General features: G+C 60.6%; 33 protein-coding genes. 6 read left to right on the top strand and 27 right to left on the bottom strand.

Annotation, left to right across the window (positions count from 1 at the left end; all coding sequences use genetic code 11):
- Positions 1 to 5 precede the first annotated feature (5 nt).
- Entirely contained in the window at positions 6 to 1,268 is a 1,263-nt protein-coding gene (locus J5M58_RS05935; RefSeq protein ID WP_207877527.1) for a hypothetical protein, read from the top strand.
- Positions 1,269 to 1,308: 40 nt separating this feature from the next.
- Here the strand turns inward: J5M58_RS05935 and queD are convergent, their stop codons facing one another.
- From queD to J5M58_RS05890, 9 genes are all read right to left on the bottom strand, one after another.
- Positions 1,309 to 1,665, bottom strand: coding sequence for a 6-carboxytetrahydropterin synthase QueD (queD, locus tag J5M58_RS05930; protein ID WP_112252437.1), 357 nt, complete (start codon positions 1,663 to 1,665; stop codon positions 1,309 to 1,311).
- Between the two features lie 63 nt (positions 1,666 to 1,728).
- Positions 1,729 to 1,941: an AlpA family transcriptional regulator gene (locus J5M58_RS05925; protein ID WP_207877526.1), complete on the bottom strand. Its 213-nt coding sequence runs from the start codon at positions 1,939 to 1,941 to the stop codon at positions 1,729 to 1,731.
- A gap of 24 nt (positions 1,942 to 1,965) precedes the next feature.
- Entirely contained in the window at positions 1,966 to 2,142 is a 177-nt protein-coding gene (locus tag J5M58_RS05920; RefSeq protein WP_207877524.1) for a hypothetical protein, read from the bottom strand.
- A 38-nt stretch (positions 2,143 to 2,180) separates the two neighbouring features.
- A complete protein-coding gene (locus tag J5M58_RS05915) occupies positions 2,181 to 2,678 on the bottom strand; it encodes a hypothetical protein (protein ID WP_207877522.1) in 498 nt (165 codons plus the stop codon).
- A gap of 51 nt (positions 2,679 to 2,729) precedes the next feature.
- Positions 2,730 to 2,927, bottom strand: a complete 198-nt coding sequence (locus tag J5M58_RS05910; RefSeq protein WP_196171147.1) for a hypothetical protein — start codon at positions 2,925 to 2,927, stop codon at positions 2,730 to 2,732.
- Between the two features lie 43 nt (positions 2,928 to 2,970).
- Positions 2,971 to 3,549: a hypothetical protein gene (locus J5M58_RS05905; RefSeq protein ID WP_207877520.1), complete on the bottom strand. Its 579-nt coding sequence runs from the start codon at positions 3,547 to 3,549 to the stop codon at positions 2,971 to 2,973.
- Positions 3,546 to 3,749, bottom strand: a complete 204-nt coding sequence (locus J5M58_RS05900) for a hypothetical protein (protein ID WP_207877577.1) — start codon at positions 3,747 to 3,749, stop codon at positions 3,546 to 3,548. Before J5M58_RS05900 ends, J5M58_RS05905 begins: the two co-directional genes overlap by 4 nt.
- Positions 3,746 to 4,465, bottom strand: coding sequence for a hypothetical protein (locus J5M58_RS05895; RefSeq protein ID WP_207877518.1), 720 nt, complete (start codon positions 4,463 to 4,465; stop codon positions 3,746 to 3,748). Before J5M58_RS05895 ends, J5M58_RS05900 begins: the two co-directional genes overlap by 4 nt.
- A gap of 84 nt (positions 4,466 to 4,549) precedes the next feature.
- Complete coding sequence (locus J5M58_RS05890; protein ID WP_207877516.1) at positions 4,550 to 5,473, bottom strand: DNA cytosine methyltransferase; 924 nt, start codon at positions 5,471 to 5,473, stop codon at positions 4,550 to 4,552.
- Positions 5,474 to 5,525: 52 nt separating this feature from the next.
- Between J5M58_RS05890 and J5M58_RS05885 the strand changes: the two genes are divergently transcribed.
- A complete protein-coding gene (locus J5M58_RS05885) occupies positions 5,526 to 5,807 on the top strand; it encodes a hypothetical protein (RefSeq protein ID WP_207877514.1) in 282 nt (93 codons plus the stop codon).
- 63 nt (positions 5,808 to 5,870) lie between these two features.
- Here J5M58_RS05885 and J5M58_RS05880 read toward each other — a convergent pair whose 3' ends face one another.
- Complete coding sequence (locus J5M58_RS05880; protein ID WP_207877512.1) at positions 5,871 to 6,284, bottom strand: hypothetical protein; 414 nt, start codon at positions 6,282 to 6,284, stop codon at positions 5,871 to 5,873.
- 667 nt (positions 6,285 to 6,951) lie between these two features.
- On the opposite strand from J5M58_RS05880, the gene J5M58_RS05875 reads away from it, so the two are divergent.
- Positions 6,952 to 7,203 (top strand): hypothetical protein, encoded by a 252-nt coding sequence (locus J5M58_RS05875; RefSeq protein WP_182336962.1) that lies wholly within the window; start codon positions 6,952 to 6,954, stop codon positions 7,201 to 7,203.
- Here the strand turns inward: J5M58_RS05875 and J5M58_RS05870 are convergent.
- From J5M58_RS05870 to J5M58_RS28295, 17 genes are all read right to left on the bottom strand, one after another.
- A complete protein-coding gene (locus J5M58_RS05870) occupies positions 7,180 to 7,515 on the bottom strand; it encodes a hypothetical protein (RefSeq protein WP_207877510.1) in 336 nt (111 codons plus the stop codon). The two genes, J5M58_RS05875 and J5M58_RS05870, sit on opposite strands and share 24 nt — an antisense overlap.
- Positions 7,490 to 7,855, bottom strand: a complete 366-nt coding sequence (locus tag J5M58_RS05865; RefSeq protein WP_207877508.1) for a hypothetical protein — start codon at positions 7,853 to 7,855, stop codon at positions 7,490 to 7,492. The genes J5M58_RS05870 and J5M58_RS05865 overlap by 26 nt, the downstream gene beginning before the upstream one ends.
- 72 nt (positions 7,856 to 7,927) lie before the next feature.
- Positions 7,928 to 8,446, bottom strand: a complete 519-nt coding sequence (locus J5M58_RS05860; protein ID WP_207877506.1) for a hypothetical protein — start codon at positions 8,444 to 8,446, stop codon at positions 7,928 to 7,930.
- 7 nt (positions 8,447 to 8,453) lie between these two features.
- Positions 8,454 to 9,071, bottom strand: coding sequence for a lambda exonuclease family protein (locus J5M58_RS05855; RefSeq protein ID WP_207877504.1), 618 nt, complete (start codon positions 9,069 to 9,071; stop codon positions 8,454 to 8,456).
- Between the two features lie 3 nt (positions 9,072 to 9,074).
- Positions 9,075 to 9,833 carry an ERF family protein gene (locus J5M58_RS05850; protein WP_207877502.1) on the bottom strand — a complete coding sequence of 253 codons (759 nt, stop codon included), beginning with the start codon at positions 9,831 to 9,833 and terminating at the stop codon, positions 9,075 to 9,077.
- 7 nt (positions 9,834 to 9,840) lie between these two features.
- Complete coding sequence (locus tag J5M58_RS05845) at positions 9,841 to 10,968, bottom strand: hypothetical protein (RefSeq protein WP_207877501.1); 1,128 nt, start codon at positions 10,966 to 10,968, stop codon at positions 9,841 to 9,843.
- Positions 10,969 to 11,252: 284 nt separating this feature from the next.
- Positions 11,253 to 11,468: a hypothetical protein gene (locus tag J5M58_RS05840; protein WP_186674270.1), complete on the bottom strand. Its 216-nt coding sequence runs from the start codon at positions 11,466 to 11,468 to the stop codon at positions 11,253 to 11,255.
- The gene (locus J5M58_RS05835; RefSeq protein ID WP_196177931.1) at positions 11,465 to 11,668 is read right to left on the bottom strand and encodes a hypothetical protein; all 204 of its coding nucleotides are present in this window, start codon (positions 11,666 to 11,668) and stop codon (positions 11,465 to 11,467) included. Before J5M58_RS05835 ends, J5M58_RS05840 begins: the two co-directional genes overlap by 4 nt.
- On the bottom strand, positions 11,665 to 12,084 hold the full coding sequence (locus J5M58_RS05830; RefSeq protein ID WP_207877499.1) for a hypothetical protein: 420 nt from the start codon (positions 12,082 to 12,084) through the stop codon (positions 11,665 to 11,667). The genes J5M58_RS05835 and J5M58_RS05830 overlap by 4 nt, the downstream gene beginning before the upstream one ends.
- 20 nt (positions 12,085 to 12,104) lie before the next feature.
- Positions 12,105 to 12,476 (bottom strand): DUF551 domain-containing protein, encoded by a 372-nt coding sequence (locus J5M58_RS05825; protein ID WP_207877497.1) that lies wholly within the window; start codon positions 12,474 to 12,476, stop codon positions 12,105 to 12,107.
- Positions 12,473 to 12,697, bottom strand: coding sequence for a hypothetical protein (locus tag J5M58_RS05820; protein ID WP_207877495.1), 225 nt, complete (start codon positions 12,695 to 12,697; stop codon positions 12,473 to 12,475). Before J5M58_RS05820 ends, J5M58_RS05825 begins: the two co-directional genes overlap by 4 nt.
- A gap of 106 nt (positions 12,698 to 12,803) precedes the next feature.
- Entirely contained in the window at positions 12,804 to 13,292 is a 489-nt protein-coding gene (locus J5M58_RS05815; protein ID WP_207877494.1) for an HNH endonuclease, read from the bottom strand.
- A gap of 247 nt (positions 13,293 to 13,539) precedes the next feature.
- Positions 13,540 to 13,743 (bottom strand): hypothetical protein, encoded by a 204-nt coding sequence (locus tag J5M58_RS05810; protein ID WP_176509786.1) that lies wholly within the window; start codon positions 13,741 to 13,743, stop codon positions 13,540 to 13,542.
- Between the two features lie 66 nt (positions 13,744 to 13,809).
- Positions 13,810 to 13,995 carry a hypothetical protein gene (locus J5M58_RS05805; protein ID WP_207877492.1) on the bottom strand — a complete coding sequence of 62 codons (186 nt, stop codon included), beginning with the start codon at positions 13,993 to 13,995 and terminating at the stop codon, positions 13,810 to 13,812.
- On the bottom strand, positions 13,992 to 14,177 hold the full coding sequence (locus J5M58_RS05800; protein WP_207877490.1) for a hypothetical protein: 186 nt from the start codon (positions 14,175 to 14,177) through the stop codon (positions 13,992 to 13,994). Before J5M58_RS05800 ends, J5M58_RS05805 begins: the two co-directional genes overlap by 4 nt.
- Before the next feature lie 492 nt (positions 14,178 to 14,669).
- The gene (locus J5M58_RS05795) at positions 14,670 to 14,912 is read right to left on the bottom strand and encodes a hypothetical protein (protein ID WP_207877488.1); all 243 of its coding nucleotides are present in this window, start codon (positions 14,910 to 14,912) and stop codon (positions 14,670 to 14,672) included.
- Complete coding sequence (locus J5M58_RS28295; RefSeq protein WP_207877486.1) at positions 14,909 to 15,637, bottom strand: helix-turn-helix transcriptional regulator; 729 nt, start codon at positions 15,635 to 15,637, stop codon at positions 14,909 to 14,911. Before J5M58_RS28295 ends, J5M58_RS05795 begins: the two co-directional genes overlap by 4 nt.
- A gap of 108 nt (positions 15,638 to 15,745) precedes the next feature.
- Between J5M58_RS28295 and J5M58_RS05785 the strand changes: the two genes are divergently transcribed.
- Genes J5M58_RS05785 through J5M58_RS05775 form a run of 3 tightly spaced genes read left to right on the top strand, consistent with a single transcriptional unit; the run spans position 15,746 to position 16,389 of the window.
- Positions 15,746 to 15,925, top strand: coding sequence for a Cro/CI family transcriptional regulator (locus J5M58_RS05785; protein WP_207877484.1), 180 nt, complete (start codon positions 15,746 to 15,748; stop codon positions 15,923 to 15,925).
- Positions 15,926 to 15,953: 28 nt separating this feature from the next.
- The gene (locus J5M58_RS05780; RefSeq protein ID WP_207877482.1) at positions 15,954 to 16,148 is read left to right on the top strand and encodes a hypothetical protein; all 195 of its coding nucleotides are present in this window, start codon (positions 15,954 to 15,956) and stop codon (positions 16,146 to 16,148) included.
- 49 nt (positions 16,149 to 16,197) lie between these two features.
- Positions 16,198 to 16,389, top strand: a complete 192-nt coding sequence (locus J5M58_RS05775) for a hypothetical protein (RefSeq protein ID WP_207877480.1) — start codon at positions 16,198 to 16,200, stop codon at positions 16,387 to 16,389.
- The last annotated feature ends 30 nt before the right edge of the window (positions 16,390 to 16,419 follow it).

Raw genomic sequence — 16,419 nt, 5'->3', positions numbered from 1 at the left:
CGGTCATGAGCGACTACATTCATTATCCCGAGTTTTCCTTCCTGGCACGTTGCTGGTGGCAGTTGTCCGACCATCTGCTCAACCCGGCGCAATGGGATGATTCGCTCGACAAGCTTGCCCCTCTGTGGCTGCACACCGGCGGCGCCGCGATTCATAACGACCACTGGTACAATTACCTGCGGGCCGAGCCCGCTGGCCAGGGGCCTTTGCAACTGGGAGCCGAGGACTTTACCACCCCGGCGCACGTCTACGGCGAGCTGTTCTGGTTTGGTGCCTACGTGAAAGGTTCTGACCGGCACACTTCAACGCTCGGTTACGAAATCAGGCCGTATGACAGGGCCTGGAAGCCACTCAACCGAATCGTGCGTAGCAACCCCAGCCCGTTGTCGGGCTATGCAGGAATAAAGGATCAGGTTGAACCAGCAGCGGGCAGCGCCCGGTTGAGCTCACCGACGCATCTGTGGACGCTCGAAGGCATGAGTACCAAGGCTCTCCAGCGTGGCGCGCGTATCTGCAATGTGCTGCTGCTCGATGCTGATGGCCGGCAAGCCAGGCGCCTGGAGAACCGGGAGGCCTGGCTGATCAATACCCGGAATGGCCAGCTTGGCCTGATGGCACTGGAAATCCTCGACTTCGCGCATGAGGCCCGGGATGTAGCCTGGGGTTCGGGCTTGCGCCGAATCGCAAGCAAGTATGAATTCAAGCCCGAGTACGGCTTTATCGCACGCGCCTGGTGGCGCCCCGAGGCGTTGTCTGGCGCAGCGGACACCGCCAGCGATGAGCAGGCCGGACTGGTGGTGGCGCGATTCGATCAAGGCCACGAGTGGAACCCCAGAGCAGCGCTGGAGGTCGAGCTCGGTGATGTACTGCAGGACCATTGGCGCAGCGATGAGGCTCGCCCGGCCTGCCAGCGCTTCTGGTTTGCCGTCTATGAGGAGAATGGCGCTTACGCTTATGAAATCTGGCCACTCGATGCGCGGGGGCGACGGTTGAACTTTACCTTGAAGCACGAGCGGGGCTGGAGCCTGAGCCTCGCTCGGCGATGGGAAAAAGATCGCGCCGAGCCGGCATTCCTCTGGCGCCTGGACGGGGTAAGCCCGGCATCACTGCAACGGGGAGCTCGCATCAAAGGGGTGAAGTTGAAACATATCAGTGGCCCGGACCTGAAGATGGTCTACCCGCAGGGTCAGCGCACTCTGGACACGGTATGGCTGGGAGGGGAAGGTACTCTCGAGCTGGAAGTGCTAGAGGTGTCAGCCAGGTGCTAGCGCCTGAAAAGGGCGCTCGTGCAGCGCCCTTGGTTCGCAGTCAGTCGCCAGTGTACTCGCAGCCACTGGTGCAGGTCTCGTGGATGCGCACCTTCGACAGCTCCGGCATCAGCGGCTTGACCTGGTCCCAGATCCACTTGGCGATCACTTCGCTGGTGGGGTTTTCCAGGCCCGGGATATCGTTCAGGTAGTTGTGGTCCAGCTGCTCGTAGATTGGCTTGAAGATCGCCTTGACCTCGGCGAAATCGCGGATCCAGCCGGTATGCGGGTCGAGCGGGCCGGTCAGGTGCAAGCCGACCTTGAACGAGTGGCCGTGCAGGCGGCCGCATTTGTGCCCGGCAGGGACGTTGGGCAGGCGGTGCGCCGATTCGAATGTGAACTCTTTGAAAATTTCCACTGGTGGACCTGTATAGCTGGTGGGGTAAGGGCTTGAGCGGAAATTGGTGTTTCAATGTACTGCTCAATGTACTGATTGGTCGTCGCTGGGGTCGAAAGAGGTCATCCACTGAGTGATGTCCGACTGGCGCCAGGCAACCGAATTGGGGCCTATCTTAACCTGTTTTGGGAAGGTGCCTTCCCTGATTCTGCGATAGACGGTGTTACGGCCGATGCCGGTCACGTGCAGCACCTCGTCGAGGCGCAGGAAGCGGTCGATGTTCTCTGTGGTGCGCATGGTGTTCTCCTTTATATAGCAGGGTCAGGCCGTGAAGTGGTGCCCGACCTTCGCCGCGCGGGCGGCTTCCTCGGTGCGGAACATGCGCCTGGTCTTGCTGGTGCTGCCCAAGGCGTTGTACTCGACATCGACCCACCAGGCGCCGAACTTACGGTACGGCTCGCCGAGGATCTTCGTGACGTAGCAATCGATCAGGCTCATGGATGGTCTCCACGCCGCCGGTGGCGGCAGGTTGGTGGTCAGGTGGGAGTCTTTTCGAGCACTGCGTCAGCCACCTTGATAGCGGCTTGGGCATCGTTGACGTAGGCGGGGTCGAATCCGCCGGCGTAGTGGATGACGCGCTGGCAGGCGTCCAGCTCTTTGCGTGCCAGGCGCAGGGCATGGACAAGCTCGTCTTGCAGCGCGCCTTCGGCTCGCCCGATATCCCAGAACTCCTGGCCCCAGTGGCCAGCTGGTGGAGGATTGTTGTTCTGCTTGCCGAGAGCCATGGCGCCGATGACGGCGTCACATAGCAGGCGCTTGTATATGTTCTCGCCATCCAGACCCAGGCCACCGCGCCGACGCAGGGTGCTGACGACCTCGTCGACGTTCAGGCCGCTATCCTTGAGCACAATGTCGAGCTCTGGCTTGTTCGGGGTGTAGATGACCAGGGCGAGCTTGGCTTCGGGCCAGAGGTCGGCCGCAATGCGCTCCAGGCAGTCATTGGCGGTTTGATGAAATTGCTGAGTTGCGGACATAGGGAATCCTCGCCCGCGCATGTCGGCGGGCTTGAGTTGTAGGGGATGGGGTTAGGCGAGTTCGGCCGCGAATGCGTCGACCAGGGCCTGGCTGGTGAAGTTGATCGGCAAGGCGTCAGTGCTCTTGCCATCGCTGATCAGGACCCAGCCATTCTTGTAGAGGGTGCAGGTGTTGCGGCCAAGGCGGACGCGGGCGATCGGCAGTCCGCCGAACGGAAGCCAGCGGTTGATGCGGTAGATCAGCTTCATCGCGGCCCCCTGTAGATCAGATAGGCCATGTAGGCGAGGGCGATCATGGCGCCACCTGCTTGCGGTAGCCGGCGTCATGAAGAGCAGCGATAGCGCACTCGACATACTCGCGGGCAGTGAGGAGCTCACCTGCACTGAAGTCCAGCTGGGCATCCGCTGTCATCTGGTCGATTGCAGATTTCCGCTCCTCCGCCGCGATCTGTTCAGGCGTTCGACGAGGGCGAACACGCTTTGCCTCGTCTCGATACATGGCAATCTTCCTGCCGCACTGAACCACGCAGAAGTCCTCGCGGCCTTCCGGGTCTTCGCCTACGGCAACGCAAACCCCGTCGTGCCAGTTTTTGAAGTCTTCGCAGGCGAATGACGCTTCAACCAGGGTGCCAACAGGCGGAAGACCTTCACCATCCCAGCGCGCCGACCGCGGCGTGATGTACTGCACCTGGCCCCGGGTGAAATTGTGCCGGTGATCGCCACTGCCGCCCCCATACGGATAGGCGCGATCTTCGGCGCCGACAACGGCGTACTGGTCCATGCTGATCCACACTTCGGTGATGCCGTGGTGGGCGACTAGACCATGCCCGTCTGCCCACTCGGGCGCCTTGCTCCAATCGATCTTGCTCACAGCTGATACCTCTCATCAATCCAGCGCCCAGGCGCCAGAGCGGGTGTAGGTTCGGGTTGGGTTTCGTGCGGGGAGAGCTGGCGGTGGTGATGGGTAACGCAAGGCGTCGTCTGCTCGGCCTTGTGTTGGCTCATCCACGAGGCGCCGATCAGCGCGCCAATGGCGCCGTATGTGAGAGCCTCAATCAGCCAGCTGATCACGGCTCGATCCTCTTGAACTCGACGACCCAGACCCAAGGGTTGGCGTTCCAGGAGTCAGCCCCGTTGATGGATATCCAGAGCTCGCGCCAGGCGTCGAACGGGTCAGCCCAGTTTCCCGGCCCTGGCTCGCTCTTGAATGGGTGGTAGTAGTATTCGCCGTCGCCGTGGTGAATGCGGTGTATGCCCTCGGCGACGTAGCGGCTTTCGAAATCCGTCTCGCCCTCGCCATCTTGCAGGCGCTCAACGCGCACGGCGGTGATCTCCAGCAGGATGCGGCTGGCCCAGCGGGGCATGTGGATCGATGGGCGCCCCCGGCCCTGCGAGACCATTGAACATCCTGTCTGCCGGACGCATCCATCTGCTGGATACATGATGGGCTCACCCTGGCTCAGGTCACGCGGCGCAATCGAATCGAGTTGAGCATCTGCCAGCCACGCCTCACGCACCCACAGGCGGTCGCCTGGTTCGCCAAATGGGCAAGCACCTAGCTCACCGACCTTTTCGGCGCACTCCTGCTCGGTTCTGCCATGGACGACGAAACCATAGCGTGGGTGATGTTGGCCTACGGCAACCCAAGGCTCCGCGCTGTCTGGATACTCCAGGCGTGGGATCTGGTCGCCTTTGACTGGCCGGCGGGTGACAGTCTTCTGGCCGTTGAGGATGGCGCGGACCATCGGCACGCTGAACAGGATCGGGCGTTCCTTTGCTTGAGACATAGCTTCGCCTTTGCCGCCATATCGCGGCACTGAATAGAGGGGAGAGGGGTTACAGCTGGGTGGAGTACAGACGTGCTCTTTCGGTCATGCGGCCTTCATCAAGGCCTCGATGACTCGCTGACCGGCCAGCGGCGGTACCGCATTGCCGGCCATGTGCATGGTCAGCCGGTGATTGTCCGGCCGTAGGGTGTCAGCTGGGAACGACATCGCGGCCAGGGCCTCGCTGGCGCTGAGCATCCGCATGCGGTCACCGTCGACCAGGGCCCAGCGATCGAGGGTGGTGATGGTGCCGATCGGCCGGTTAATGTCGCGGCCGGTGGTGCCGGAGCCCTTGCCGTAGTAGGGCATGATGAAGCGCTCGCCGAAGCGCTGTCGGCCGTTGCGCACCCGGTCGAGCGTGGCCTGAGCCCGGCCTGGTTTGTCGATCTGCGACCAGCGCCCGGCGTCGAAGTCGAGGAAGCTGGCCGCTGGCACGTGTCGTTCCTGCGGCAGCTGCAGCATCAGCGGCGCCTTGCTGCGGGTCAGAACCATGAACAGGCGCACCCTGTGCTGCGGCACACCCAGGTCGGCGCAGTCCACGATGTGCGGCGCCGCCTGATACCCCAATGCCTGCACCGCTTGCAGCCAGGCCGGATAGAGCACCCAGTCGGTGAACTCTGGCACGTTCTCGATCACTGCAGCTTGCGGCCGGTGGAACTCCAGAGCTGATACCGGCGCCCAGGCCGTCGATCGCGAAGCGTCATGCTCAGGGTTGCCCGACTTCTTGCCGCGGGCCTTGGCATGGCCCTGGCAGCAGGGTGATGCGAGCAGGATGTCGTGTGCCGGTACTTGTTCCCAGCGGGCCTGGTGCAGGTCTTGGCATACATGCTGCGTCTCGGGATGGTTGGCGCTGTGCCATTCAACGGCCACCGGCCAGTGGTTAGCCGCCCAGAGAACCTGGACGCCTGCGGCGCGCGCGCCGGTGCTCCATCCGCCGAGGCCGGCGAACAGGTCGATTGCTGTGGTCATAGTGTTTATCCCGGCGCTATATTGCCGGCTTCGCTTTTATGGAGTTGGTGACATGGTTCAGGAAATGCCTATCGAGTTCTTGGACTCGACCAACCTGGAGCTCTACGATTCGATTTCAATATCGGTAATAGAAACCGGCCAGGAAATTCTGCTGTGGGAAAGAGATTCACTTCCTAAGCCGCTCGGCAATGTGGTGCAAGATGAGGATCGTCTTCAGTTCCAGGCGAAGACGGCTCTATCAAATGAGCAGGTGACGTTTATCAGTGCAAAGCTGCGAGAAAGGATCAGGTCGAAAGGATTTCATCACTCGATTACTGATCAGCTGAACCGCTGAGATCGCCCTCGCCGGGGAGGCGTTATCGTTGAATAGGGGAAGGCGCTGGCGGGCAGCTCGGTGTCAGGCCGCGCGGACCTTGAAGGTGAGCATGGCGGTCGCGTCGTCGTTGAAGCACTCGGCCAGCTCTTGATAGGCCCGGTACTTGGCCTGACTGCGAGTTGCTGCCCAAATGCGCCGCACGTAATGGCGAGCATCGCCAAGCATGTAGCGGACGTCATCCCAGTCGTACATGCCGTTGGTGAGGACTTCCCACTGCTTGAGCGGCAGCTTCTCGGCCATCTCGCCGTACTGCATTTCCCATGTGGGGTGGTAGTTGCGGATGCGCTTCTTCGGGTCTTCGTCGAGGATCACGCCGATGTAGTGGCCACGGTCGGCCATGATGACGCCTGGCTCGCCGTTGGCGATAACCCGGCGCCCGATCTCTGCTGGCACATCATAGTGGCGGCGGACGTAGTCGCAGTTGTAGTTGCTCATGGCTTTCTCCATGCATGCGCCGCCCTCCGTGCTGGTGGCGGCATGGTGGCAATTTGATGTCTGATCAGGTATTAAGTTTTGATATAGGCCAACCAAGAGGGAATGCAATGTTGACTCATATGGATATCGTCGCTGGCGCCGTCGCCACACTTCATGGCGATCAACTCAAAAATGATCCCCTGGTCTCTGGCCACAACTGGCCAACAGATGGGGTCATTGGAATGAGGCCCTTCCTGTGTATCCGCTCTGTCAATGGATGCTCTGAATGGCTTGAACTGACCAAACAATGGAGCAGGCATAGGCTGTGTATTGATAGCTGGAAGAATCCAGGTTCAGGTCAATGGAACACGCTTAAATCATACGTAAACGATGCGAGGCGTGTCATTTCGGGGCCCGACGACTCTTTCATAAGTGCTTCGCAGAAAGAAATTCCATATCTCGCACCAGGGCGGCCATCTATTTGTGCTCTAGGTGTTCGAGCCGTACTTGACAAGGTGGCTAGCTACTAGTTTTGCTGGCGCCGGCGGCAATAGATGCCCTACGGTTTGTTTCATGACATTCTCCCAGCATGCGCCGCCCTCCGTGGCCGGATGCGGCATGGTGGCAATTTGGTTTGGGTTGGGGTATTACGGGTGACCGGCACGGGGCCGGGCATGGGGAGGCCAGCGTGACTATCGACTTCAGCAAAGGGCGTTACGAAGTTTTCAAGGGGCGGGTGCCTGGGCAACTGCCGATTGGCCGAATTGACGACGATGAGTATGTCCGCTCGCCATCCAACGAGCTTTTGTATCGCGTGGACGGTGATGAGTTCTACGACATCAAGGGGAATTATCTGGGGGAGATTGTCGAATCTGGCCCAGGGCGCGCGATGGTTGTGGACAGCAACCACTACTGTCTATTCGTGATCGCACCCGAGTAGGATTTGGTCGCGACCCAAGCGAAGCGCTTGTGCAGCACTGAACTGCTGAAGCTTCCGCGCCACAACCGGTGATACCGTGATTTCGTGGCGCGGAGGTGTCAGCAGCGGCATAGCGCCACCCGGGCCAAGCCCATGCAGGTGATGAATCATCAGCGTCATCGCCTCGCCCTGTTCCTCGATCCCGGCCCACTCCATCAGCTCCAGCAGGGCCTGTTTAGTCCCTGGTCGAACCTTCAAGCGCAGGTCTTCTTCCTGCACTCTCGCGGACTTGGCGCGCCGGCGCTCGTCACGCTGCTGCTGCGTCAGGGCCATCACTGCCTCCATTGCGCACGAAGGTGGTGCCCGGCCCGATGGCGAGCAGGTCGCATACCCGGTTGATGATCTTGAGCGCTGCGTCGAACACCTTGGCGTCGTCCGGCTCACGGGCCAGGCGCTTCATGTTCGGCTGGTGCTCGAGGCAGACCTTGTCGACCAGGCGCCGGGCAAGCCTACGCAGGTGGTCGGCGCTATCATGCACGCGCAGGCTCAACGCGAAGGCCAGGGCCACATCATCAGGCCGGTACTGGCCGCCGCTGCGGGTGTTGTACAGCTTCTTGACCGGCCGATTCATCCAGGCCGGCAGGGTTACGACTCCAGAGGGTGCTTTCTGCATGTCTGTGCTCCGTGAGGCCGCTTGGCGGCAGGTGGAACTGTTCTTGCCGCCGGCGCTGGCGAACCTGATTTTTCAAACTGGACCGTCGCATCGCTTCCCCTCAACCTTCGGGTATTCGACGCCGAATAGGTGGATGACCCGGCAGAATTTTCGGTCAGAGATGCCAAGCTTGGCCTTGGCCTGGGCTCGGTTTAGGCCTGCATCACGAAGCTCGGCGATCTTGGCGGCAAGAGCTTTGTCCTCGGCGGGGTCTGCATAAGCCCTGTTCTTTTCGCCACGGAAACGGCGAGGGTCGGGCTGGAACGCAAACCCTCCGTCCTGGGCGGCGCGGTAAAGTGTGGTTTGTGCCAGACCGGTTCGCTCCATAGCTTGGGCGTAGGTCATGGTCTTGGCCATTTCCCGAAGCTCGGCCAGCTGCTTCTGCCGTTTCAGAGCCTTCTGGCTCGGCGGCTTTGGCTGGGTAGCTCGTACCTGTTCAAGGTCGCGGTGCGGGCGGTGCGGTGCGTACTGGAAGCCGTCGAGAACGATGATGCTGCCTCCAGAGGCCAAGAAGGCCGCTTGTGCGGCCTCCAGGTCTATTGATTGATTCATGCTCACCTCATGCTGCGATTCCGAGCACGCGATTCATGCGCTCGTCGAGGATTTCGTAGAAGGTCTTCACGCGCTCGGAGAGCTTGCGGATCATCGCCTCGTCCCGGTAGGCACGCTTCACGAACAGCGGCATGCCCGGCCAGTAGCAGATGAAGTCGATCCACTCGCGCTCCGATACCCACAGGCCGCCCTGGCACTGGGCTACGTGTTCTTTCGGGATCTCGCCGCCCAGGATCACATCGACCTGCAGCTTCGGCAGCTTGGTCTTGATCTCGGTCAGGCCCTTTTCGCCTACCAGGGCATCTGGCGAGTAGCCGATGCCGTGGTTGAGGATGATCCCCACCTCGGTCGTTTCGACCTCTTCGCTGTCGCGGTATAGGTTGCGAGCAACGCCTTCCAGTTCATGGCCGCGCTCGGTATGCCGATTTCCGCTGAACGGATCGGCCGCTTCGCCAGTGATGCGCTCGCCGATCAGCGTGTTCATGTAGGTGAAGGCGCCGGTACCGAATCCGGCCTCGCCATTGCCGTTCACCAGCAGGCAGTCCAGTTCGCTGCAGGTGATGATGCCCAGGCGCAGGTCGAGCCAGGCTTGGGTGCCTTGTTCGACATCTGAGATGATCTGCATGGTTTACTCCTGCGGCCGGTTGGCCGATTTGGTGAGGCGAGCGAGCACAACGTCGAACTCGGATTTGTAGACGTTGGCAGCGCAGCCGTACTTGGCGGTGAAGTTGTCGACCAGCACCTGGCTGCATTTTTTCAGCAGCTCTTCGAGTTGGGCGGCTTGGCGCGGGGTAATGACCGGCTCGTCAGGCGCCTGCGTCGGTACGGCTCCTTGGCCGTCATCGTCTTCGCCGGTGGTGGTGAAGTTCAGAAGAGCGCCTGCCGTGTAGCGCTTCCCGTAGCTGACAGAACTGGCAACGGCCTGGACGGCATTCTTGCTGCCGGTAGCATCGGCTGGCAGGAGGATTGATGTCGTTTCCCGATGACCGTCTCGATGACTAAGCACGCCCTCAACTTCGATGCCTTTGTCGGCGCGTGGAATTCGGAAGGTCAGTGCAAAGCCATGCCTCGCCAAGATGGGCTTCAACTCTTCGTTAATGTCCTCCCATAGGGCGTAGGTAGATTGGACGTTCTTGTACTTGTCCTTGATTGCGCCGCGCTCACGGATAACCGGAAGCTCTTCCTGCATGGCGGCGAGGGCGGCATCGAACGCTTGCTGAGCCTGCTGTGCTTGGTGCTGGCGGTGCATTGCCATCAATCGCTCCATCTTGTCGATGTCTGCATTGGGCGACATTGCGACTTGCTGGATGATCTGCAGGATGGTCACCGACTCGGCAGCTACAGCCGGCGGCTGGGATTGGGTTTCGACCCTGGCTACTTGGCTCATGGCTACCTCAGAAGTTGATGGTGACGTTCGGTACTTCGCGGCGGGCAATCTTGAGCACGATGGCCCTGGCCAATTCCTCGGTAATGTTCAGTGACATCAAAGCGGTTTTGGCCTCGCCCATAACCTTTGCCTTGTGGGCCTGGTCGCGCTCGCGGGCTTCTTGCTGACGCAGGATCTCGGCGGCAGCGGCATCAGCGCGGCGGCGCTCGTCCTGGCGGGCCTGCTCGGCTGCTTCCTCTTGCCGGCGGGCGGCCGCTTGACGCTCCTGCTCCATCCGCTGCTCGGCGGCAACGCGGTCGGCTTCAGCCTGGACCCGGGCACGTTCGGCTTGCTCCGCCTGCAGCTTGAGCTGGAGACGCTGGTTCTCGGCTTCGCGCTCTTGCGCAGCGGCCTGGTCAAGCAGCTCCTGCTCACGGCGGGCTGCCGCTTCGCGTTCTGCTTGCTGCTGCTGGGCCACGCGCTGGCGCTCCGCCTCGACGGCGACCTCCTGCGCTGCCCGGATGCGGTCCTGCTCAGCGCGCTCTTCTGCTTCGCGGCGCAAGCGCTCCAACTCTGCCTGCTCAGCCTCACGCTTCTGATGTTCCTCGAAAGATGCCTTGAGCTTTGCCAGTGCTGTGGTTTTTGCGCGATGCGCTTCGGCCTCGAACTCTTCGAATTTCTCGTCGACGATGATCTTCTCTTCCAGCTCGCGGAAGAGCAGGGCGAATGGTTGCGGGGTTCCACCGATCAGACCAAGACCGCAATCCTCAATGTGTCGAATCATTGAGTTGTGGCGCTCGACTCGCGCGTCCTCCTTGGCTTGCCAGTCATTCAGAGGTTGGCGAACGCGGTCGCGGAGGGCGTCCATCTCATTCACGAACTCGCGCAGTTCAGCCTCAACTACCTTTGGCATCTCCTTCAGGCGTTTCAGGTACTCGCGCCCCGGCTTTTCGACAGCCGTCTTGTGCCGGCTGACCTGGGCCGCCAGGGATGCAACACGCTCACGACCCTTGCGAGTTGTCAGGTCAGGGATTTCGCCTTCGGCGCCTGCCTTTGCGATTTCGATGAAGCGCTTTAGGCCGCCAGTCACGTAGATAGCGGGAGCATTCTCTTCGCTGATTTGGTCGATCTCGACCAGTTGAAGTTCTGCGGACATTGGTGCACCTCGCGCCAGGCCGGCGCCGTCAGTTGGAATAGGGAATCGCCAGGTCACCCAGGCACGGAGGTACGCTCCAGGCCCTGGCTGCGGTGGATGGTTGCGCGCTCTCGCCGCTTACGCTCCGGGTAGGTCCGGTTATCCCCTAAGGGCCCGCCGGGCTCGGGTGTGTGTTCAGGAAGTGATGCTGCCGGCCAGTGCGCTGGCGAGCATGAAGAAGGTGCAGGCGAAGAGCATGGAGAAGGAGCCGCGCCAGAACGCCCAGCGCCTGGCCTGCTGGCGGCTCACGTGCGAACCTCGTAGGCCAGGGTGCACATGCCGCAGAGGTAGGCCCGGCCAGACCAAGCCGCAGGGTTCTCGATGTGCGCCATGCGCGCCTGATTCATGGCGTCCTCCATGGTCAGGCCCTTGAACACCAGCAGGATTCGATCGTCTGGCACGGCCTGGGCGACCTCGGCCACCTGGTCGTCGATGATCGACGGGAAGATCGGCGTAGTCATGCAGCCTCCTTGCGCCGAACGGCAATACGCCGAATGCGCTCGCAGTAGTGTTTGAACTCGTTGGAGTCGATGGCCAGAAGAGAGAAGTAGGCGACGACCATGGATTCGGCCTTCGCATCCTCCACCGGGCCGGAGCCCGGCAGAAGCATCGTCTCGATTGCGGCCTCAATGGCGCTCACCGCCACGCTGTGAGGATTCATTCCGCGTCCTCGGACTGGGCCAGGACTGCTTCCTTGGCGAAGGGCGTAAGCAGCTGGCGGGCGATCTCTTCCAGCGCCGACTCAGGGTTGGCCACGCTCATGATCTCCTCGGCTGCCGCTGCTGCATCACTGGTGACCTTGCAACGCGCCGCCAACACCAGCCGGCCCAGCACCGAGTTGCTGATGCCGTTCAGGCCCAGCTGGCCCATCACGAATTCATCCACCGCCTGAGCGAAGCGCTCGTAGGTCACGCCGCGCTGGCGGAAGTTGCGCTGGAACACTACGTCACGGCGCGCCATCAGCTCTGCGATACCGTCGTCGATCCAGCGTGCCTCCGCCTGCTCAGCCGCGCTTTCGCTCACCGCCGGAGGCAACTGGTTGTCGTACTGCCATTGTGCTGCTCGAAGTGCGCCCATGGTCGCCTCCAGTCGGTGGGTTACTCGGTGGGTGGGGTGAGGTGTGGCTGCCAGTGGGTCACGCGATGCTCGAAGCGCGAGCCATCGCCGTAACGCCAGTCAATGCCGTTCCAGTAGAGGAAGCGGGCGCCGTTGAAGGCGCTCTGTGCTTTCCGTGCTGGCGTGTAGGCGATTACCCGAGCCTTACCGCCACCTTTGGGCAGCTCAGGCATGCGCTCAGAGCACTTGATCCAGCCTTTGCCCTGAGCCTGAATCGCGGACAGGGCGACCGCATGTCCGGCCACCGCCTTGTGCTCGGTCAGGGCGGTAACGCTCACGATCGTGAGGGAAGAACCGCCTTTGGCAGTCCATGATCCGTCAGGGTTCTGCTTCACATCGATAGGGGTGCTCATGGCTTCACCCTGGCGGCGAGCATGGCGTCGGCAGCCTGGTAGGCGCAGTCAGCCATGTAGGCGATCGCCTTGCTGTCGTTGCTGTCGATCATTGATGGGTTGGCCGCAAAACCTGCAAGCGCCTTCGCGGCGAAGTAGTCGCGCAAGCTCATGCCGTTGAAGTCGGCGTCGTGATGCAGGCCAGGTACCGGAAAGGCTGGCTCAGTGAATTCCTTGCTCATAGTTGATCCTCAGGACCGCATTGGCCAGGAGCCAGGCGCAGGGTGACCAAGCCCACCGTGAAAGGTGGCCTGGCGCCTGCCTAATGCGGTCGAAAATTGGAAGTGGTTAGAGGTGGCAAGCGAACTCGCCGTGGAGCCTTTCCCGGGCTGCAGCAACTTGCTCTGCCGCGACCTGGACGTTGTGGAAATGACCGAGGATGTGAACCACCTTGTTGCAAGTGATTGAGGCTCGCCACATGCCCTCATGCTTGTCCCAAGTGACGCCCTTGACGCCGCTGACGCTGCGGTAGGAGCGACTGGTGTTCTGACTGTTCTGCGCCGCTGTGGCTTCACGCAGGTTCGCCCAAGCGTTGTTATTCTGGTTTCGATCAATATGATCGACCTGATCAGCCGGCCACGCTCCAGTCATGTAGAACCAAGCGAGGCGATGGGCGCGATAACCCTTCTTATCGATGGTTACGTACACGCCCTTGTCCAGGCAGATGTATCCGGCAGGCTTTCCAGCTACTCGGGTTCCTTTCGATTGGAGCCAGGAGAAGACCCCACTTTCAGGGTCGTAAACCAATAGCTCGCGCAGGCGCTCATGCGTCAGCATTTGCGTCTCCTTGAGTCAGAGTGAAGGGAGGGGGATGGAGATAATGTTCGGCTTGGTGAGCCTTACGATGCATAAGGCTAACGGTGATGCGCTTTACGATGTGTCTGCATCGGGGTGTGATCTGCATGACGTTTGCCGCCCATTGCTCTCGCGCTGGAAGACGGTACTCAGATCACATCCCGATCCACCCTGCGATGGGGAGCAGGGCATCGGGCAGTTAACGTCATGCTGACGCGGCGCTGGTTGTTCAGTTGAACGGCTTGCGACAGTCAGCGCAGAACACTCGACCCGTGCCGCTGTGGCCAAGCTTCGTTTCGTGCTTGCAGCGCTGGCGCTGGGCTTGCAGTGCCAGCTCGTAGGTGAGGAACCAATCACCCTTGGTGGCGACCTGTTCAGGACTGCCAATTGCGGCTTCCACTGGCTTGTTGGCGCTGTTGAGTATCCAGGCCATTGTCTTGCCCTCCAGGGCGGTTGATTTCCCGTCTGGCCCTGTCGCCAAGGCCAGCCAGTGAAATCGTCATGCTGCGAACAGCTCTTGTTGCTCCGGTACCGGCATCAAGAAAGCCACCAGATCCTCGCTCGGCCATTCCGTGACGTCCGTCCAGTCGGGGTGGAGCACCTTGAGCTCGGTAGGGTGCAGCCACCGGCCTTTCTGCTTGTCTGGGCTGATGCAGAACTTGAAGCCCTGGTCGCGCAGGCTCATGCCGCCGCCTTGCAGTCAGCGGCTGTCATCCGCTGCCCATCTTCCATCTCGACCACGCAAACGCCGTTGGTGTAGCCGCGCTCGGCGTTGATGCGGTTCGCCTCGCGAATGCAGGCGGCCAAGTCGTTGTCGGCGAACAGCTCGCGCTCGCCGGCAAGAGTGATTCGAAGGACTTTGTTCATGCTGTGTTCCTCCAGTTGATTTCCAATGCCGGCTCAGTGAACCGGCATCAGTAAATCTTTCTGTCCCATTACCGCCGGGGTGGCGGGGCGCACTGCTTGCCGGGTCGTTCGCGCGGTTCGAGCCTTTCGCTCTCGATCAGCCGTACAGGTTGTTCCTGTCGTGGGCGGGCTATCTGACCCGTCTGATCGCCGGTCGCCGGTAGAGGCAATGCGGTCTATTCACCAGTTCCAGAGCTGGCATGGGGATCGAATTTATTGCTCGCGCTGTACCGTTGCCGGGATCGATCCGCGAGGTTCCCATCAATGTGAAAGAGCGGCGAGGCTTTAGGGCCTCGGCCTGGCGGTGTGCGCCGGCTGTGAGTTGAAATTTAAGCGCACTGAAAACATTCGTCAAGCGTGCTGAACAAATATTTTTCAGTGTGCTGAAATTTTCAGGATCGCGCAGACACAATAAAGCCCGCGCTTGGCGGGCTTTATTGGGATCAGGCGGGCTTAAAGATTTTTTGCAGCAAGCCAAATCAGGCCAGCGATACCTACCAGGAGGGTGGCAATCTCTTCTTTCCGGGCTTTTTCGCCATAAACGATTGAAGCCAGACAGGATGCCAGACAGATGAACAGGCCGACGCAGAACGCGACGCCGGCATACTTGAGATCGAACATGTACGCAGCGACATCAAGAACAATGGCAGCCAGGCCAATCATGAAAGCGTTTTCGAGTCGCTGCTTTGTGATCATCGGCGTGGAGCCCTGCGAACGGTTGACCACCAGAATACACGGCCGAGCATCGAGATCTCGCGGAATTGATCAGTAGTCATGACCTCGTCCGGATATTCCTCGGAGTTCTCGCTACGGATGCGCACCGAATTGCCCGGGAGCGAGTAGAGGTATTTGACGCGGAGCATGCCATCTTGATTGAAGGCGTAGATCTCGCCGTCAACGATGTGCGTGAAGCTGGTGTCGAAGCCGATCGCGGCGCCGTCAAGGATGAGGCGCTCCATCGACCGGCCTTTCACCCTGGCCACGGCAGCGCAATCAGGCTGCACTCCAGCAGCTCTCAGTGTGTCCTTCGAGAATCGAAGCTTGCGGTCAGCAACCTCTACTACTTCAGTCATGCCATTTCCTGCGGCGAATTCGACCTCGGCATAGTATGGCAATTCGACTTCATCATCATCCAGAGGATCGTCTGCATCCCACGCAGATACGAGTCCAATCAGTTCGCCTTGGGAGTGGAGCGGACCTGCCTCGACTGATTTCTCCGGGCCGGTTCCAAAAGTCAGCCACTCAGGGCGGAACCCCGTGGCCTTGGCGAGCGCGAACACGCTCTCGGCCTTGAGAGTTTTGCTCTCGCCACTGATCCACTGCGTGACAGCCGAAGGGGCCACACCGCAAAGGTTGGCGATCTCGCTCTTTGATTTCCCGCTGAGCGATATGGCGCGGGCAATTCGTTCATTTCTGTTCATCAGAAAATGTTAAGCCACCTTAATTTAAGCAGGTAAAAAACATCTGCTGCAATTGCGTCCGCGCTTTAAGTGTGCTGAAATCACGCTATTGCTACGCGAGGACTCGCAATGAACATGACCGACGCCATCAAGCATTTCGGCTCGAAGACCAAGCTGGCCGCGGCTCTCGGGATCAACCCCAGCGCGGTAACGCAGTGGGGAGAAACCGTGCCTGAGAGCCGGCAGTACCAGCTTCAGGTGATGACCAAGGGCAAGCTCAAGGCTTCCTCGACCAAATCCGCCGCTTAACCACCTTCAACCCAAGGAGCTTTTCCGCATGAGCGACCTGACACGACCCAGTGAGAAGAACATCAACCAGATGAAGGTCCTGTTGGACGACAAGTTCGATGGCCTTCTGGAGTACGCCGCCCAGATCCACGGCACCAAGAAAGCCGTCCTGGCGCGCGAAGTCCTGAAGTCCTGGCTGCTTGATGTTGTTGGTAATTCTATCCGCGACGACCGCGCGGCCTGAAGCGAAACCGTAGGGACCCAGTAGGGACCCGCGAAGGACCGGAGGCGATATGCCAGAAAAGCAGGGCATGGAGCTTGGCGAGTTGCTCGACCCGGAAGAGTTGAAATTGCTGGAGGCCGAGGCCGCAAGACGGGGAATGACCCCAAGCGAGCTTGCAAAGCTCGGGATTCAGCAGGAACTGACCAGGCGCACCAGGCCAAGGGCAATGACGGGAACGATTCAAGCGTTCCGCAGGCGGTAGGAAGCCCGGAGGCCGGGCACAAAAAAAGCC

This window comes from Pseudomonas sp. 32_A (genome assembly GCF_017490905.1).
GTDB classification, from domain to species: domain Bacteria; phylum Pseudomonadota; class Gammaproteobacteria; order Pseudomonadales; family Pseudomonadaceae; genus Aquipseudomonas; species Aquipseudomonas inefficax.
The sequence above is the reverse complement of the archived record's forward strand: the minus strand, read 5'-3'. Positions and strand labels throughout refer to the sequence as shown.

Excerpts from the sequence above, each read along its gene's own strand:
- J5M58_RS05885 (WP_207877514.1), top strand. The coding sequence starts at position 5,526 with ATGGTTCAGGAAATGCCTATCGAGTTCTTGGACTCGACCAACCTGGAG.
- J5M58_RS05870 (WP_207877510.1), bottom strand. The coding sequence starts at position 7,515 with ATGGCCCTGACGCAGCAGCAGCGTGACGAGCGCCGGCGCGCCAAGTCC.
- J5M58_RS05910 (WP_196171147.1), bottom strand. The coding sequence starts at position 2,927 with ATGAAGCTGATCTACCGCATCAACCGCTGGCTTCCGTTCGGCGGACTG.
- J5M58_RS05920 (WP_207877524.1), bottom strand. The coding sequence starts at position 2,142 with ATGAGCCTGATCGATTGCTACGTCACGAAGATCCTCGGCGAGCCGTAC.
- J5M58_RS05925 (WP_207877526.1), bottom strand. The coding sequence starts at position 1,941 with ATGCGCACCACAGAGAACATCGACCGCTTCCTGCGCCTCGACGAGGTG.
- J5M58_RS05775 (WP_207877480.1), top strand. The coding sequence starts at position 16,198 with ATGCCAGAAAAGCAGGGCATGGAGCTTGGCGAGTTGCTCGACCCGGAA.
- J5M58_RS05895 (WP_207877518.1), bottom strand. The coding sequence starts at position 4,465 with ATGTCTCAAGCAAAGGAACGCCCGATCCTGTTCAGCGTGCCGATGGTC.
- J5M58_RS05855 (WP_207877504.1), bottom strand. The coding sequence starts at position 9,071 with ATGCAGATCATCTCAGATGTCGAACAAGGCACCCAAGCCTGGCTCGAC.
- J5M58_RS05815 (WP_207877494.1), bottom strand. The coding sequence starts at position 13,292 with ATGCTGACGCATGAGCGCCTGCGCGAGCTATTGGTTTACGACCCTGAA.
- J5M58_RS05845 (WP_207877501.1), bottom strand. The coding sequence starts at position 10,968 with ATGTCCGCAGAACTTCAACTGGTCGAGATCGACCAAATCAGCGAAGAG.
- J5M58_RS05915 (WP_207877522.1), bottom strand. The coding sequence starts at position 2,678 with ATGTCCGCAACTCAGCAATTTCATCAAACCGCCAATGACTGCCTGGAG.
- J5M58_RS05860 (WP_207877506.1), bottom strand. The coding sequence starts at position 8,446 with ATGAATCAATCAATAGACCTGGAGGCCGCACAAGCGGCCTTCTTGGCC.
- J5M58_RS05865 (WP_207877508.1), bottom strand. The coding sequence starts at position 7,855 with ATGCAGAAAGCACCCTCTGGAGTCGTAACCCTGCCGGCCTGGATGAAT.
- J5M58_RS05800 (WP_207877490.1), bottom strand. The coding sequence starts at position 14,177 with ATGAACAAAGTCCTTCGAATCACTCTTGCCGGCGAGCGCGAGCTGTTC.
- J5M58_RS05890 (WP_207877516.1), bottom strand. The coding sequence starts at position 5,473 with ATGACCACAGCAATCGACCTGTTCGCCGGCCTCGGCGGATGGAGCACC.
- J5M58_RS05785 (WP_207877484.1), top strand. The coding sequence starts at position 15,746 with ATGAACATGACCGACGCCATCAAGCATTTCGGCTCGAAGACCAAGCTG.
- J5M58_RS05825 (WP_207877497.1), bottom strand. The coding sequence starts at position 12,476 with ATGAGCACCCCTATCGATGTGAAGCAGAACCCTGACGGATCATGGACT.
- J5M58_RS05830 (WP_207877499.1), bottom strand. The coding sequence starts at position 12,084 with ATGGGCGCACTTCGAGCAGCACAATGGCAGTACGACAACCAGTTGCCT.
- J5M58_RS05820 (WP_207877495.1), bottom strand. The coding sequence starts at position 12,697 with ATGAGCAAGGAATTCACTGAGCCAGCCTTTCCGGTACCTGGCCTGCAT.
- J5M58_RS05810 (WP_176509786.1), bottom strand. The coding sequence starts at position 13,743 with ATGGCCTGGATACTCAACAGCGCCAACAAGCCAGTGGAAGCCGCAATT.
- J5M58_RS05880 (WP_207877512.1), bottom strand. The coding sequence starts at position 6,284 with ATGAGCAACTACAACTGCGACTACGTCCGCCGCCACTATGATGTGCCA.
- J5M58_RS28295 (WP_207877486.1), bottom strand. The coding sequence starts at position 15,637 with ATGAACAGAAATGAACGAATTGCCCGCGCCATATCGCTCAGCGGGAAA.
- J5M58_RS05850 (WP_207877502.1), bottom strand. The coding sequence starts at position 9,833 with ATGAGCCAAGTAGCCAGGGTCGAAACCCAATCCCAGCCGCCGGCTGTA.
- J5M58_RS05795 (WP_207877488.1), bottom strand. The coding sequence starts at position 14,912 with ATGATCACAAAGCAGCGACTCGAAAACGCTTTCATGATTGGCCTGGCT.
- J5M58_RS05935 (WP_207877527.1), top strand. The coding sequence starts at position 6 with ATGAGCGACTACATTCATTATCCCGAGTTTTCCTTCCTGGCACGTTGC.
- J5M58_RS05835 (WP_196177931.1), bottom strand. The coding sequence starts at position 11,668 with ATGAATCCTCACAGCGTGGCGGTGAGCGCCATTGAGGCCGCAATCGAG.
- J5M58_RS05840 (WP_186674270.1), bottom strand. The coding sequence starts at position 11,468 with ATGACTACGCCGATCTTCCCGTCGATCATCGACGACCAGGTGGCCGAG.
- J5M58_RS05805 (WP_207877492.1), bottom strand. The coding sequence starts at position 13,995 with ATGAGCCTGCGCGACCAGGGCTTCAAGTTCTGCATCAGCCCAGACAAG.
- J5M58_RS05780 (WP_207877482.1), top strand. The coding sequence starts at position 15,954 with ATGAGCGACCTGACACGACCCAGTGAGAAGAACATCAACCAGATGAAG.